Genomic DNA, 16,180 nt, shown 5'->3' on the forward strand with positions numbered 1-16,180 from the left:
TATCTATTTTAAATTATTTATTATAGTATTTCAAATGAATATATTAATTAATTGAATTTATATAATTATCCCTTTTATAATATATGACTATTTATTTTTTTTATTTCTTTGCCATTAAAATTCCAAATGAGTTGGGCAAATTGATACTTAGTTGTATCAGGACAAATCTATAACTTCATAGATTAATATAAGATACTTAAAATCAGATACTTTAAAATATGATTTTTAAAACTAGTAGTTATAACAAAAATGTGTAGGGGGCTTGCATATGGAAATCAAGGTTATAGAAATTTTTCCTAAAGATGGAGCTAAACTTAATGAAATAGAAATGGCTAAAGCTAATTGGTTTGTAAATATAATAAGTAAAAGATATCCTAAAGAAATTTTAGGGGAGGCTTTTACCCTTTTAGAAAAAGAATTAAACGTAAGTAAAGCTGATACATAAGCTTCGATTATTGATTTTAATGTACTATGACTTGACATTATATTAATCAAATAGTATATTTTAAAATATAACACAATGAAGTGTTAAAAGAGCAATGGAGCTCCATAGATAAAGTCTATGGAGCTTTTTTGCGTATTTAACTTAAGGAGGATGGTAATTTGAATAATTTTGAGATTAAAACCAAAATAAAATTTGGAGAAGGTTCACTAAAAGCACTACAAGAATTAAAAAACAAAAATGTATTAATAGTAACAGACCCATTTATGGTTAAATCAAAAACAATAGATAAAATAACATGTAATTTAATAAATTCAACATATCAAGTTTTTGAAGAAATAGTGCCAGACCCACCAATAGAAATAGTAGTAGCGGGAATAGAAGCATTTAAATCTATAAATCCAGATGTAATAATAGCATTGGGTGGAGGTTCTGCAATAGATGCTGCAAAATCTATAATGGATTTTTCTAAAAAAATATTAAAAACTAATGAAGTAGAATTTATAGCAATACCAACAACAAGTGGAACAGGTTCAGAAGTAACATCATTTGCAGTAATATCAGATAATCAAAAGGGATGTAAGTATCCATTAGTAAGTGATGATTTACTTCCAAATATGGCAATACTAGACCCAGAACTTATAAAAACTGTACCAAACTTTATAACAGCAGATACAGGTATGGATGTATTGACACATGCTATAGAAGCTTATGTATCTACAAAGTCTAATGATTTTTCAGATGCATTAGCCGAAAAAGCTATAAAACTAGTATTTAAGTACTTAATAAAGGCATATAAAGATGGAAATGATATAGAAGCTAGAGAAAAAATGCACAATGCATCTTGTCTGGCAGGTATGGCATTTAATCAAACATCACTTGGTATAAATCATTCTATAGCACATGTATTAGGTGGAAAATTTCATATACCACATGGAAGAGCAAATTCAATATTACTTCCACATGTGATAGAATATAATGCATCAATAGTAGGATATACTAATACAACTTACTCAGATACAGCCATGAAATATGCGCAAATAGCAGAATTAGTAGGGTTTGGAAATGGTAATATAAGGATAGCAGTTAAAAACTTAGTAAATGAAATAAAGAAATTGCAAAAAGAAATGAATATGCCAACCAAATTAACACAGTGTAAATTAAATTTAAAAGATATAACTAATGAAGAAAGAGAAATAGCAAAACTTGCTATAAAAGATACTTGTACATTAACCAATCCTAAAGTTCCAACTGAAGAGGATATAATAAGCATATTAAATAATATTAAATAATTACATTTTATTACATGCAAACATAATATTATACAAATAGGGAAAATGTTTTTAAAAATATAAATAATATATTGACAAATATAAAACATAAAACTATAATGAAAGTATCACAAAGGCGTGATACTTTAGTAAAAAGCAACGGAGCTTCTTAGGAATATTAATATTATTCTTATGGAGCTTCTTTTATTTTAAGCAAATAACTTTTTAGTAAACTATATTTAAAGAAAGTAGGGAATAAATTTGGCTGAAGAATCTAAGCAAAGAGTCATTCAAGAATATGTTCCTGGAAAACAGGTTACATTAGCACATATAATAGCTAACCCTAATGAAGATATATATAAGAAGTTAGGATTGGTACTTGATAAAAAAGATGCAATAGGAATACTTACAATAACACCCAGCGAAGCATCAATAATAGCAGCAGATGTTGCTACAAAATCTTCAAATGTATCTTTAGGTTTTATAGATAGATTTAGTGGCTCTGTAGTAATATCAGGAGATGTAAGTTCTGTAGAATCTGCATTAGATGATGTTTTAGAAGTTTTAGGAAATATGCTAAACTTCTCATCTACAAAAATAACAAGGACATAATAATATAATGAAGAATATAATATTTATGGGAAAGACGGGTAGTGGAAAAACTACTCTATGTCAAAAACTAGACCAATTGGAATTGAAATATAAAAAAACTCAGTCAGTAGAACTTTATAATAATGCAATAGATACTCCAGGTGAATATATGGAAAACAGAAATCTATATAATGCATTAATAACAACATCAGCAGATGCAAAGATTATAGCAATAGTGTATGATGCTACACAAGAAGAAAATTATATAGCACCAGGGTTTGCAAGTATGTTTTGTAAAGATGTAATAGGGATTATAACTAAAATAAATAAAGCTACTGAAGATGAAATCAACATAGCTTATGAGAGACTATTACTAGCAGGAGCAAGTCAAATATTTAAAATAGATACAGTGGATAATATTGGGCTTGAAACATTATTTAAATATCTAGAAAAATCTAAAAATATAGATGAAATTTAAGGGGAAATGTTTTTTTAACTAAAAAATATGATAAAATTATATGGATAGTTAAAGAAAATATAAATTAGTATTTTATAAAGAAATATATAAACTATTCTAAAAAGATTTAATCTTTAAGTGAGGTAGGAACATGGGGAAAAAAATACTATTGGTTGATGATGAACCACTGTTAAGGATGGACACAAAGGATATACTAGAAAGTCATGGTTATGAAGTAATAGGAGAAGCAAGTGATGGATTTGAAGCTGTTGAAATGTGTAAAAAACACAAACCTGATTTAGTTATAATGGATATAGAAATGCCAATACTTGATGGTATAAAAGCAGGCAAAATAATATGTAAAGAAAATCTAGCAGGTGGAGTGCTTTTATTAACTTCATTTGAAGATAAAGAATATATAGAAAAAGCCAAAAGTATAGGTGCTTATGGATACTTGGTAAAAACAGCAAGTGAAAAGTCATTTATCCCAACTATAGAAATGTGTTTAAATAAGGTAAATGAATTTGAAAAAATGAAAAAAGATTTAGAAAAGGTAAATTCTAAATTGAATGAAAGAAAATTAGTAGAAAGAGCAAAAGGTATACTTATAAGAGAGTTTAAGATTTCTGAGGATGAAGCATACACTAGAATAAGAAAATTAAGTATGGATAAAAGAACTACAATGATGGAAATTGCCAAAATGATTATTATAGGATACGATGACTAATACGATAAAAAAAATAGCAACTACACAAACATACTTAAATAATAATGAAATTGAAAAAATTATAGAAGTATCAAAATCCTTAGATTTAATGGCTTCCTTTTATGAGGCTGATGTTTTTATAGATGTACTAAGTAAACTTGATGATGAAGCGATTGTTGTAGCGCATAGTAGGCCTAAAGAAAAGTCAGTCTACAGTGAAAGTGTTGTAGGTAAAAAGGCTCTAATTGAAAATGAACCAGGAGTTATAAAGTGTCTAAGAACTGGAGAAAGAGCAAGAGATATAAAAGCTTTAACACAAGAATACAAGCTGGTTAAACAAAATATTCAGCCAATAACATTAGATGACAAAGTTTTAGCAGTATTAATAGTTGAAAAAGATATAAGTAGTGAAGTTAAAAGTGAATTTGAAACTAACGAGGATGAAGAAAATAAGAATTTACATCAGTTTATAAAATTGATAGGAAATAATGATTTTTTAGTTGACAATTTAAATTCTGCCATCCTTATATTTGATAAAAATGGAAAACTAAAAATTAAAAATCGTATTGCAACTGAGATGTATAAAAACCTTGGATTTGATTGTGATATACAGGATATGCATTACAACGACTTATATATAGAAACTAAAGTATTTGAAGATATATTAATAGATGAAAATTATGATGAAACAAATGAAGTTTCGATAGGTAATATGTTTTTCAAAATAAAAACTATATACATCAAAGATGATGAATTTAAAGTTTGTAAAATAGTACAAGATATAAGTGATTTAAAACGAAAAGAAGAAGAACTAGTTTTAAAAACAGTAGCTATTAGAGAAGCTCATCATAGAGTGAAAAATAATCTTCATACAGTAATATCTATAATAAAAAAGCAAAGTAGATTATCTCAAAATGAGGAAGTTAAACAATGTTTAGATAATATAATAAACAGAGTGTTTGCAATACTTTCAACTCATTATCTGTTATCTAAGGAAGTAGATAATAATATATCTATACGAGAAGGTATCAACTTATTAGTATCAAATATTCAAGGTGGTTATTTGTTTAGTAAAGATATAGACATATGTATAACAGGTGAAGATTTTAAAATTAGTGGAGAAAAAGCAACCGCCATACTTTTAGTTATAAATGAAATATTACAAAATTGTTATGACCATGCTTTCATTGATAGAGAACGTGGCAATATACAAATACTAATAAATAAAGATAATGATTCTAGAAATATAGCTATTATAGATGATGGCGTTGGATTTGATAGTGATAATATAAATAAAAATAGTTTAGGAACATATATAATAGATAGTTATATAACTCAAATGTTAAAAGGAAGTATAAAAAGAAAGAGTAGTAAAAATGGGACAGAAGTATTAATTACTATACCTACACAAATTAATATTTAAATAATAACTCATCTACAAAGTAGTAGTTTTAATTGAGCAAAGAGGCTTAAGGTTATTAATAAATTAAGTTAGTTGAATATATTTATAAAACTTGTAAATATGAATTCAATTTAACAGATATTTATTATAGCTTTAAGCCTCTTTGCTTGTTTAAGACATACTTAAACTTTAGGAGGTGAGAAAATGAGAGAAGAGTTATTAAGTGTTGGTATTGACATTGGAACAAGTACTACTCAGTTGATTTTTTCTAAGTTAATAGTAGAAAATACTGAATCAAATTTTTCGGTACCTAGGATAAGTATAGTAGACAAAGAAATTATTTATAAAAGTAAGGTTTATTTCACTCCCCTTATCTCAAATAATGAAATAAATGGACAGCAAATAAAAGAAATAGTTGAAAGTGAATATAAAAAAGCAAATATATCTAAAGTAGATATACATACAGGAGCAGTAATAATAACTGGCGAAACAGCCAGAAAAGAAAATGCAAACGATGTGCTTCATACTTTAAGTGGATTTGCAGGAGATTTTGTTGTTGCAACAGCAGGTCCTGACCTAGAAAGTATAATATCAGGTAAAGGAGCTGGAGCTCATATTTATTCAAAAGAACATTCAACTACAATTGTAAATATAGATATAGGTGGGGGAACTAGTAATATAGCCTCATTTAAAAGAGGAGAAGTAACTGATACTGGGTGCTTAGATATAGGTGGAAGGCTTATAAAAGTAGACAAAATAAGTAAAGAAATAACTTATATATCACCTAAAATAAATGAAATCATAAAAGATAATAATTTAAATCTTCAAGTTGGAACTGTAGCTACAATAGAAAATACAAAACCAATAGTTAATATAATGGTTGACTTATTAATGGAAAGTATAGGATTAAAAACTCAGACACCTTTATTTGATTTTATAATAACCAATAAATCAATCAATATAGATGAAGATATTAAGAATGTCTCATTTTCAGGTGGGGTAGCTGATTATATTTACTATGATGGAGAAATAAAAGATTATTTTGAATATGGTGATTTGGGAATTTTACTTGGTCAAGCAATAAAAAATTGTGAGTACCTTAAAAAAGTGAATATAGTCAAATCTATGGAGACAATAAGAGCTACAGTAGTTGGTGCAGGTTCTCATACTACTGAGGTAAGTGGAAGTACAATAACTTATACTAGTGAAAATTTTCCACTTAAGAACTTGCCAGTTTTAAAATTATCAATGGATGAAGAAGTAGGTACTTCAAAACAAATCAGTGAAGCTATAAAAAACAAACTTAACTGGTTTAAGTTAGAAAATGATTTACAGAAAGTTGCTATAGCTATGATAGGCAAGAAAAACCCAGCCTTTTCAGATATACAAGAATATGCCAAAGGATTTGTGGATGGAATGCAACAAATCATAGAAAATGATTTGCCTTTTGTAGTAATTGTTGAAAACGATATGGCAAAAGTATTAGGTCAAGCAATATATGCATTATTAAATTATGAAAAAGAAATTGTCTGTATAGACAGTGTCAAGGTCGAAAATGGAGACTATATTGACATTGGGAAACCTATAGTTGAAGGTAAAGTTTTACCTGTAGTAATAAAAACATTAGTTTTTAATTAATAGAAGGAGGTAAGTAAATGATTTTAAAGACAAAATTATTTGGACGTACTTATCAGTTTAAAAGCTTATATGATGTAATGGCTAAAGCTAATGAAGAAAAATCAGGAGATAAATTAGCAGGTCTTGCAGCAGAATCAGCTGAAGAAAGAATAGCAGCAAAGGTTGTTTTATCACACATAAAGTTAGAGGATATAAGAAATAATCCTGCAGTAGCATATGAGGAAGATGAAGTAACAAGAATAATACAAGATGCTGTAAATGAAAAAGTTTATGAAGAAATAAAAGAATGGACAGTATCAGAACTTAGAGAATGGATATTAGATTCAAATACTACAAGTCTTGATATAAGAAGAATATCAAGAGGATTAACTTCTGAAATAATAGCAGCAGTTGCAAAGTTAATGTCAAATATGGACTTAGTCTATGCTGCTAAAAAAATAAAAGTTACTGCTCATTGTAATACAACTATAGGAGAACAAGGTACATTATCAGCAAGACTTCAGCCTAATCACCCTACAGACGACCCAGATGGAATACTTGCATCACTTCTTGAAGGTTTAACTTTTGGTATAGGAGATGCAGTACTTGGTTTAAACCCAGTTGATGACTCAGTTGAAAGTGTTACTAAAGTGTTAAAAAGATTTGAAGAAGTAAAACAAAAATATCAAATACCAACTCAAACATGCGTATTAGCACATGTTACTACACAAATGGAAGCAATAAGAAACGGTGCTCCTGCAGATTTGATATTCCAATCTATAGCAGGTTCTGAAAAGGGAAATGAAGCATTTGGATTCAATGGTGATACTATCGAGGAAGCCAGACAATTAGCTTTAAAACATGGTACAGCTACTGGACCTAATGTTATGTATTTTGAAACTGGACAAGGTTCAGAATTATCTTCAGAAGCACATCATGGAATAGACCAGGTTACTATGGAAGCTAGATGTTATGGATTTGCTAAAAAGTATGAACCATTCTTAGTAAATACAGTTGTTGGATTTATAGGGCCTGAGTATTTATATGATGCTAGAGAAGTAGTAAGGGCAGGACTTGAAGACCATTTTATGGGTAAATTACATGGATTACCAATGGGTGTTGATGTTTGTTACACTAACCACATGAAGGCTGACCAAAATGATATGGAAAACTTAGCTATACTACTGACAACAGCAGGATGTACGTATTTTATGGGAATACCTCATGGAGATGATGTAATGCTTAACTACCAAACAACAGGATACCATGAAACAGCATCACTTAGAGAAATGTTTGGATTGACTGCAATAAAAGAATTTGATGCTTGGATGGAAAAGATGGGATTCTCTAAAGATGGTAAGTTAACAGAGTTAGCAGGAGACGCATCTATATTATTAGGATAGGAGGTATTTAGTATGAATGAGAAGGATTTAAAAGCATTAGTAGAACAGTTAGTTGGACAAATGGTTGGAGAATTAGATACTAATGTTGTATCTGAAACTGTTAAGAAAGCAACTGAAACTGTAATTGATAACAGTGCTTGCATAGATGATATAACAGAAATTGATATAAGAAAGCAATTACTAGTAAAAAATCCTAAGAATGCAGAAGCTTACTTAGATATGAAAGCCAAAACACCTGCGAGATTAGGTATAGGAAGAGCTGGTACAAGATATAAAACAGAAACAGTTTTAAGATTTAGAGCAGACCATGCTGCTGCACAAGATGCTGTATTCTCTTATGTAGATGAAGAATTTATAAAAGAAAATAATATGTTTGCAGTAGAAACTTTATGTAAAGATAAAGATGAATACTTAACTAGACCAGACCTAGGAAGAAAATTCTCTCCAGAAACTATAAATAATATAAAATCTAAATTTGGAACAAATCAAAAGGTTTTAATATTAGTGGGAGATGGACTTAGTTCAGCCGCTATAGAAGCAAACTTAAAAGATTGTGTGCCAGCTATAAAACAAGGTCTAAAAATGTATGGAATAGACTCAAGTGAAATTTTATTTGTTAAACACTGTAGAGTTGGTGCTATGGACCACTTAGGTGAAGAATTAGGTTGTGAAGTTATATGTATGTTAGTTGGAGAAAGACCAGGATTGGTTACTGCTGAATCAATGTCAGCATATATAGCATATAAGCCATATATAGGAATGGCAGAAGCAAAGAGAACAGTTATATCAAATATTCACAAAGGTGGAACAACTGCAGTTGAGGCAGGTGCTCATATAGCTGAACTTATAAAAACTATGCTGGATAAAAAAGCTTCAGGAATAGACCTTAAATAAAGTCGAGGGAGTGTAGAATATGAAAAACGATATGATTCGTCCTAATATACTAGGAGTTAAAATAATTTCGAATATAAGTCCAGAAATGGCACAAAAACTAGAATTAAAATCACACCATAAAAGCTTGGGGTTAATAACTGCAGACTGTGATGATGTTACATACACAGCTCTTGATGAAGCAACTAAAGCTTCAGAAGTTGATGTTGTATATGCAAAATCAATGTATGCAGGTGCAGCAAATGCTTCAACAAAACTTGCTGGTGAAGTTTTAGGAATAATAGCAGGACCAAGCCCAGCCGAAGTAAGAAGTGGATTAAATGCAATAATTGATTTTATGGAATATGGAGCAACTTTTATAAGTGCAAATGATGATGATTCAATAGCATATTACGCTCATTGTGTATCAAGAACAGGCACATACCTTTCAGAAGTAGCAGGAATAAGAGAAGGTGAGGCATTAGCTTATTTAGTAGCACCACCACTTGAAGCAATGTATGCTTTAGATGCAGCGATGAAGGCAGCAGATGTTAAAATGTGCGAATTATTTGCACCTCCAACTGAAACAAACTTTGGTGGAGCATTACTTACAGGTTCTCAATCAGCTTGTAAAGCAGCATGTGATGCATTTGCCGAAGCAGTAAAATCAGTTGCAGACAATCCAACAGGCTTTTAGGATAATTAAATGGATGCTATAGGCTTAATAGAAGTAATAGGGTATGTTGCTGCAATAGAAGCTTCTGATGCTTGTTTAAAATCTGCAAATGTTAATCTTGTAAGAATTGATAAGGTTGGAGCAGGTATTGTTACTTTAACAATAAATGGAGATGTTGGTGCTGTCAAATCTGCTCTAGAAGCAGGTGAAATGGCAGCTTCAAGAGTTGGTACATTAAGGGCATCACATATTATACCAAGAATCCATAATGAAGTAACAGATACTTTATTTAAAAAGGAAGAATCTAAAGTCTGTGAAGTTTTGGAAAAGACAGATAAGAACTTTGAAAATATATTAGAAATAGATAACGTAATTTTAGATGATATTGAAAATAATGATAAACAAGATAGTAATATAAAGAAAGTTAAAAATGAAATAGAAACAGTCGATGATAGTTTAACTGAAGCTAATGAAGAAAAAATAGAAAATTCTAATGCTCATAAAGAAGTATTAGAACAAGTTAAAATAGAAAACACTGATTTCGATAAAGATGATTTATCAAAAAACAGTGTAAAAAAACTTAAAGCTATAGCTAAGAAATTAGACTCTTCAATAACTTATAAAGATTTAAATGTTCTTAAGAAAGAAGAATTAATAAACTTAGTTAAAAAGCTTAGCAGAGGGGATAAATAGTTATGACACTTTTAGATAAAGATTTAGTATCTATACAAGAAGTCAGAACTCTTGTAAAAAAAGCTAAAGTGGCTCAAGAGAAACTTTCTAAAATGAGCCAAGAGCAAATAGATAAAATAGTAAAGTCTATTGCAGATGCAGCATTTAATAATGCTACTAAGTTAGCTAAAATGGCAAATGAAGAAACTGGATTTGGAAAATGGGAAGATAAAGTAATAAAAAATACTTTTGCATCTATGGGAGTTTATGAAACTTTAAAAGATACAAAAACTATTGGAATAATTGGCGAAGATAAAAAAGAAAACACTATAGATATAGCTACACCAGTTGGAGTTGTAGCAGGGCTTATACCTTCAACAAACCCAACATCAACAGTAATATATAAAACCATAATATCTATAAAGGCAGGAAATACTATAGTTTTCTCTCCACATCCAAATGCAAAAAAATGCATACTTGAAACAGTTAAAATAATAAACGAAGCAGCTATAGATGCTGGAGCACCAGAGGATTCAATATTATGTATAACTAATCCAAGTATAGTTGGAACAAATGAATTAATGAAGCATAAGGATACAAACTTAATATTAGCAACTGGAGGAGAAGCAATGGTTAGAGCTGCTTACTCTTCAGGAACACCAGCTATAGGAGTTGGCCCTGGAAATGGACCAGCATTTATAGATAAGTCAGCAAATGTTAAGTTGGCAGTCAAGAGAATAATAGACTCTAAAACTTTTGATAATGGTGTTATATGCGCATCAGAACAATCGATAGTGGTAGAAAAGTCCATGGAAGAAACTGTTTTAAAAGAACTTAAAAACCAAGGAGCATATCTTTTAAATGAAGAAGAGAGTGAAAGATTAGCAAAGTTCATATTAAGAGCTAATGGTACTATGAATCCGCAAATAGTTGGTAAGAGTGTTGAGGTGATAGCAAATTTAGCAGACCTTGCAAATGTACCTAAAAATACAAAAGTCTTAGTTGCAAGAGAAACTAAAGTTGGTCACAATGTAGCCTATTCAAGAGAAAAACTTACACCAATACTTGCATTCTATGTTGAAGATAATGTAGATGCTATTATGAATAGATGTAGAGAAATACTATTAAATGAAGGCGCTGGACATACTTTCTCAATGCATGCAAATGATGAAGAATTGGTAAAAAGATTTGCTCTTAACATGCCAGTATCAAGAATACTTGTGAATACTCCTTCAGCACTTGGAGGAATAGGTGCATCAACAAATCTTGTACCAGCACTAACACTTGGTTGTGGTGCGATAGGTGGAAGCTCAACTTCAAACAATGTAGGTCCACTTGATTTAATGAATATTAAAAGAGTAGCTTATGGAATCAAAGAAATAGAAGAACTTGGTAGAGATAAATCTCAAGTTGAAAAATCAATGTTTGACTCAATGGATAAAGAAGAATTAATAAATCTTCTAGTTCAAAGATTAGTCAAAGAACTAGCATAATTAAAATGAACAATGAAACTTATAGTTTATAACTATAAGATTTCTAAAAATAAAAAACTATAAAATAATATTAAATTTTTGGAGGATAAGATTATGGCAAGTGCAAATGCATTAGGAATGATAGAAACTAAAGGATTAGTAGGAGCAATAGAAGCAGCAGATGCAATGGTTAAAGCTGCAAACGTACAATTAGTAGGAAAAGAGCAAGTAGGTGGAGGATTAGTTACTGTAATGGTAAGAGGAGATGTTGGAGCTGTTAAAGCTGCTACAGATGCTGGAGCTGCTGCTGCTGAAAGAGTTGGAGAACTAATATCAGTTCATGTTATACCAAGACCACATTTTGAAGTAGATGCTATATTACCAAAAGTATCAGCTGAGTAATATAAATGTAATTTGAAAATTTAAATTTTGATTAAAAAAGAGGCTATCTCAAAAATGAGTCTTACTAATAAACTCAATGTATTTTGAGGTAGCCTTTTTTATACATCTAATAGGAGATGTGATAAAATGGGTGTTTTAACAGAAAATGAAGTAAAAAGAAAAATTGGAAAAAATAAAGATAATATAACTGAATTTTATATAGAAAAAGGGCAAATAATAACTCCTTCTGCAAAATCTTATTTAGCTGAGAGAAGTATTGAGCTTAAGTATGTTGATAAACTTCCAGTCATAAATAATGAACCTAAGGAAGTTATAAAAGAAGTAGTTAAAGAAAAAACATATAGATATACTACTGTATTTGGTGCTAAATTGGATGAGAAACCAGAACATATGACTCAATTAAATGGAAATCTTTTAGTTTTTAAAGACCATAAAAGAATAATACTAAGAGGTAAAATAGATTCACTTGAATCAGAAATACTGAAAACTCAAGTTCTTTGTCAAAAGCTAGATATGCCAAAGCTTGTTAAGGAATTACAAGAAGTATTAGATTTTGTAAGAAATATAATGAGATGTGAAGTTTTGGAAGAAAAACTAGAAGACTTTAAACTTTTAGGGTTAACTCCTCAAGAACTTAGAGAACAATCTCACTATCCTAAAAAATATTTTGGCATAGGACATGAATTCCCAAGTTATGAAATGGGTGAAGCTGTAGTTGCTATAAACAGTATAAGAAGCAATGCTAGAGAGGTTGAACTTGCAGCTTATGAAGCATTTAAGGGTGAGTATGGAAATGTTCATAGAGAAGATTTAATAAAGGCACTTAATAGATTGTCATCTGTATTTTGGATAATTATATATAAAGTTAGGACTAATAAGTATAAGTAGTTGGAGGACGTAATGGAAAGTCTATTAAACGAAATAGTAGAAGAAGTAATAAATAGAGTTAAAAAAGAAGCGTTTATAGAGGTTGAAGCATCAGGAAGACATGTTCACTTAAGTAGAGAAGACGTAGATAAATTATTTGGTAAGGGGCACACTCTTACAAAATTAAAAGACTTATCTCAACCAGGTCAATATGCTTGTAAGGAAAGAGTTACTATTACAGGGCCTAAGGGAAGTATAAAAAATGTAGTTGTACTTGGACCATGTAGAGAAGAAACTCAAGTGGAAATCTCTTTAACAGATGGTTCAACTCTTGGATTAAAAGCTCCTATAAGACAAAGTGGAGACTTAGAAGGAACTTTAATGGTTAAAATATCAACACAACATGGTGAAGTTGAACTCGATAAAGGATTAATGGTTGCTAAAAGACACATACATATGACGCCTGCTGATGCAGAAAAATTCAATGTATGTGACAGAGAAATAGTTGAAGCTAAAGTGATGGGTCAGAGACCTCTAACATTTGATGATGTAGTAATAAGAGTTAGTGATAGTTTTAAAACTTACATGCACATAGATTATGATGAAGCTAATGCATGTGGTTATTCAAAAGGGACTGTTGCTAAAATAATAAAGAAAGCATAGATTTAACCTGCTATATAGATTACCTCTAGGGAGGATTTAATATGAATTATGATAAGCTTGTAGATTTAGTAATAGAAGAAATCTATAAAAAAATAAATAATGATGAATTAAAAATATCTAATAAACCTAAAGTTGTAACTGTGTTTGAACAGGATAACAGTAAATTTAATTTATTAAGAGATGAATTTGAAATATTAGAATTTAATAAAAGCATAAAAGAATGCGAGTTAGTGATAGTTTCAAAACTTTGTATGAGAGGATTATCAAACTTAGCACTTGGAAATTCAACAAGTGACGAAGAGAGATTTATACTAAAGATGCTTATGAAAGGTAAAAAAGTATATGTCTTAGATGAAGGAATTGAATACAAACGATATAAAGATACTGCACCAAAAGCATTGTATAAAAAATTTATATCATTTGAAGATGAAATATGTAAATTTGGTGTTGAAATTATAAAAGACTTAAATACTATAGCTAAAAGTAAGTTAAGTATACAAAGTGAAACTACAGAAATTTTAAATAAAGATACTATAAGTTTAATCAATACAGAGAATACAAAGATAGTTAATGAGTTTAGTTTAGATTTAAGAAATAAAAAGCTTATATCAGAAGCTGATTTAAGAAAACCTACTATAAATGGAGTTAAAAATATATTAGTTAATAAAAAAAGTATAATAACTCCATTAGCTGTAGATTTTATGAGAATACACCATCTCGAACTAAAGAAAATGTAAGGAGGTAATTTTATGGATATAGGAAAAGTTGTAGGTAATGTTTGGGCCACAAGAAAAGATGAAAAATTGTGTGGTCAAAAACTTTTAGTCGTAAAAATTTTAAAAACTAAAGACACATACAAAGAAGGCTTCATGGTTGCGGCCGATAATGCAGGAGCAGGAAATGGAGACTTAGTTCTTATATCCAAAGGTTCCTCAGCAAGAGAATCTATTGAAAAAAAACATGTTCCAGTAGATGCAACTATAGTTGGAGTGGTTGACTCCTTTGAGGTATTTGATGAATAAAAGTATAGGCGCTATAGAGTTTAAAAGTATAGCTAAAGGTATAGAAGTATCTAATGAAATGGTAAAAAAATCATCAGTCGATGTATTATACTTAAAAAGTATTTGTCCAGGTAAATTTTTAATAATAGTAGGTGGAGAAACTTCCTATGTAAATGAATGCATAAGTTATGGAATGGAGCTTGGAGAAAAGTACATTGTAGATAATTTTGTAATAAATTCAATTTCACAAGAAATATTAAATGGATTTAAAAATAGGTACCAAACATTAGATAATATAGCCTCTATAGGTGTTGTTGAAAGTAGTAAAGTATGTGCTGGAATAAAAATGCTTGATAAGACTTTAAAATCAAGCGACTTAGTATTAGTAAAGCTTCAATTATCTTTTGCTATAGGTGGAAAGTTAGTATATATAGTAGCAGGAGATTTAAGTAGTTTAGAATATGCATTAAAAGAAAGTGAAAAAGTTGTAAAGGAAAAAGAAGTAATCTATAAGACTGTAATATCATCAGTAGACAGTCAAATAATAAAAAGTCTAATAAAATAATGGGGGGCATTATGAGTATAAACGAAATTATAATCTATGTAATGGTAGTCTTCATGGCACTTGGAGCTATAGATAAGTGTATAGGCAATAAATTTGGTCTTGGAGAACAGTTTGAAGAAGGTATAATGGCAATGGGTTCACTTGCAGTTGCGATGGTTGGTGTTATATGTCTAGCACCAGTACTTGCTGATGTATTAAGACCAATTGTAGTACCAGTATTTGATATGCTTGGAGCTGACCCAGCTATGTTTGCTGGAAGTTTATTAGCTAATGATATGGGTGGTGCGCCACTTGCTCTTGAGCTTGCAAAAGACCCAAATGCTGGATTATTTGGCGGATTAATAGTAGGAGCTATGATGGGACCTACAATAGTATTTATAATACCAGTTGCACTTGGGATAATAGAAAAAGAAGACCAAAAATTCTTAGCAACAGGAATACTTGCAGGAATAATAACGATACCTGTTGGGGCGTTTGTTGGTGGATTAGTTGCAGGATTTGAGGTAATGATGGTTCTTAGAAACTTAGTGCCAATAATAATATTTGCAGTAGTTATAGCACTTGGATTATTGAAGTTTGAAAATGCTATGATAAAAGGATTCACATACTTTGGAAAAGGTGTAGTAATAGTTATAACTTTAGGGCTTGCTGCTGCGATAGTTGAAGCCTTAACAGGAATAGTTGTAATACCTGGAATGAAACCAATAGGTGAAGGTATAGAAATAGTAGGGGATATAGCAATAGTTTTAGCAGGGGCATTCCCACTAGTGTTTGTTATAACAAAAGTGTTTAATAAACCACTGATGGCTTTAGGAAAAGTTCTTGGAATGAATGATGTATCAGCAGCAGGTCTTGTTGCAAGTTTAGCTAACTGTATACCAATGTTTGGTATGATGAAAGATATGGATAATAGAGGAAAGATAATAAACGTGGCATTCTCTGTTTCAGCAGCATTCGTATTTGGAGACCACTTAGGGTTTACAGCAGGGTTTAATGCTAATATGATAACACCAATGATAGTTGCTAAATTGGTTGGTGGTATAACAGCAGTCCTATTAGCTATGGTTATAGCAAATAAAACACTAAAAAAGGAGAATGCATAA

The 16,180-nt window shown here is 30.2% G+C and carries 19 protein-coding genes; all 19 read left to right on the forward strand.

The features are described 5' to 3' along the window. Positions 1 to 268: 268 nt before the first annotated feature. Entirely contained in the window at positions 269 to 445 is a 177-nt protein-coding gene (locus ACTG46_RS10110; protein WP_479924053.1) for a hypothetical protein, read from the forward strand. Between the two features lie 158 nt (positions 446 to 603). Further along, positions 604 to 1,734 carry a 1-propanol dehydrogenase PduQ gene (locus tag ACTG46_RS10115; protein ID WP_219674005.1) on the forward strand — a complete coding sequence of 377 codons (1,131 nt, stop codon included), beginning with the start codon at positions 604 to 606 and terminating at the stop codon, positions 1,732 to 1,734. Positions 1,735 to 1,974: 240 nt separating this feature from the next. Then, positions 1,975 to 2,325 (forward strand): BMC domain-containing protein, encoded by a 351-nt coding sequence (locus ACTG46_RS10120; RefSeq protein ID WP_021384706.1) that lies wholly within the window; start codon positions 1,975 to 1,977, stop codon positions 2,323 to 2,325. A gap of 7 nt (positions 2,326 to 2,332) precedes the next feature. Next, the gene (locus ACTG46_RS10125; protein ID WP_074178165.1) at positions 2,333 to 2,782 is read left to right on the forward strand and encodes a EutP/PduV family microcompartment system protein; all 450 of its coding nucleotides are present in this window, start codon (positions 2,333 to 2,335) and stop codon (positions 2,780 to 2,782) included. Between the two features lie 130 nt (positions 2,783 to 2,912). Continuing rightward, the gene (locus ACTG46_RS10130) at positions 2,913 to 3,488 is read left to right on the forward strand and encodes an ANTAR domain-containing response regulator (protein ID WP_054270346.1); all 576 of its coding nucleotides are present in this window, start codon (positions 2,913 to 2,915) and stop codon (positions 3,486 to 3,488) included. Then, positions 3,481 to 4,890, forward strand: a complete 1,410-nt coding sequence (locus ACTG46_RS10135) for a histidine kinase N-terminal domain-containing protein (RefSeq protein ID WP_054270347.1) — start codon at positions 3,481 to 3,483, stop codon at positions 4,888 to 4,890. The genes ACTG46_RS10130 and ACTG46_RS10135 overlap by 8 nt, the downstream gene beginning before the upstream one ends. Positions 4,891 to 5,073: 183 nt before the next feature. Beyond that, the gene (eutA, locus tag ACTG46_RS10140) at positions 5,074 to 6,507 is read left to right on the forward strand and encodes an ethanolamine ammonia-lyase reactivating factor EutA (protein WP_167640367.1); all 1,434 of its coding nucleotides are present in this window, start codon (positions 5,074 to 5,076) and stop codon (positions 6,505 to 6,507) included. A gap of 17 nt (positions 6,508 to 6,524) precedes the next feature. Next, positions 6,525 to 7,889 carry an ethanolamine ammonia-lyase subunit EutB gene (locus ACTG46_RS10145; RefSeq protein WP_021384698.1) on the forward strand — a complete coding sequence of 455 codons (1,365 nt, stop codon included), beginning with the start codon at positions 6,525 to 6,527 and terminating at the stop codon, positions 7,887 to 7,889. 12 nt (positions 7,890 to 7,901) lie between these two features. After that, positions 7,902 to 8,783 carry an ethanolamine ammonia-lyase subunit EutC gene (gene eutC / locus ACTG46_RS10150; RefSeq protein ID WP_479922715.1) on the forward strand — a complete coding sequence of 294 codons (882 nt, stop codon included), beginning with the start codon at positions 7,902 to 7,904 and terminating at the stop codon, positions 8,781 to 8,783. Between the two features lie 19 nt (positions 8,784 to 8,802). Next, positions 8,803 to 9,456, forward strand: coding sequence for an ethanolamine utilization microcompartment protein EutL (gene eutL / locus ACTG46_RS10155; protein ID WP_054270351.1), 654 nt, complete (start codon positions 8,803 to 8,805; stop codon positions 9,454 to 9,456). 9 nt (positions 9,457 to 9,465) lie between these two features. Next, positions 9,466 to 10,128 carry a BMC domain-containing protein gene (locus ACTG46_RS10160; RefSeq protein ID WP_479922716.1) on the forward strand — a complete coding sequence of 221 codons (663 nt, stop codon included), beginning with the start codon at positions 9,466 to 9,468 and terminating at the stop codon, positions 10,126 to 10,128. Positions 10,129 to 10,130: 2 nt separating this feature from the next. Next, complete coding sequence (locus ACTG46_RS10165; protein WP_479922717.1) at positions 10,131 to 11,600, forward strand: acetaldehyde dehydrogenase (acetylating); 1,470 nt, start codon at positions 10,131 to 10,133, stop codon at positions 11,598 to 11,600. Positions 11,601 to 11,693: 93 nt separating this feature from the next. Further along, the gene (eutM, locus tag ACTG46_RS10170; RefSeq protein ID WP_003423991.1) at positions 11,694 to 11,981 is read left to right on the forward strand and encodes an ethanolamine utilization microcompartment protein EutM; all 288 of its coding nucleotides are present in this window, start codon (positions 11,694 to 11,696) and stop codon (positions 11,979 to 11,981) included. A 126-nt stretch (positions 11,982 to 12,107) separates the two neighbouring features. Next, on the forward strand, positions 12,108 to 12,869 hold the full coding sequence (locus ACTG46_RS10175; RefSeq protein ID WP_479922718.1) for a cobalamin adenosyltransferase: 762 nt from the start codon (positions 12,108 to 12,110) through the stop codon (positions 12,867 to 12,869). Between the two features lie 12 nt (positions 12,870 to 12,881). Then, positions 12,882 to 13,511 (forward strand): ethanolamine utilization phosphate acetyltransferase EutD, encoded by a 630-nt coding sequence (eutD, locus tag ACTG46_RS10180; protein WP_054270355.1) that lies wholly within the window; start codon positions 12,882 to 12,884, stop codon positions 13,509 to 13,511. 41 nt (positions 13,512 to 13,552) lie between these two features. Then, a complete protein-coding gene (locus ACTG46_RS10185; RefSeq protein ID WP_479922719.1) occupies positions 13,553 to 14,248 on the forward strand; it encodes a TIGR02536 family ethanolamine utilization protein in 696 nt (231 codons plus the stop codon). A 12-nt stretch (positions 14,249 to 14,260) separates the two neighbouring features. After that, positions 14,261 to 14,533, forward strand: coding sequence for a EutN/CcmL family microcompartment protein (locus tag ACTG46_RS10190; RefSeq protein WP_021384701.1), 273 nt, complete (start codon positions 14,261 to 14,263; stop codon positions 14,531 to 14,533). Then, positions 14,526 to 15,077, forward strand: coding sequence for a BMC domain-containing protein (locus ACTG46_RS10195; RefSeq protein ID WP_479922720.1), 552 nt, complete (start codon positions 14,526 to 14,528; stop codon positions 15,075 to 15,077). The genes ACTG46_RS10190 and ACTG46_RS10195 overlap by 8 nt, the downstream gene beginning before the upstream one ends. Positions 15,078 to 15,088: 11 nt before the next feature. Then, a complete protein-coding gene (gene eutH / locus ACTG46_RS10200; protein ID WP_054270358.1) occupies positions 15,089 to 16,180 on the forward strand; it encodes an ethanolamine utilization protein EutH in 1,092 nt (363 codons plus the stop codon).

It is taken from the genome of Clostridioides sp. LIBA-7678 (genome assembly GCF_056716065.1).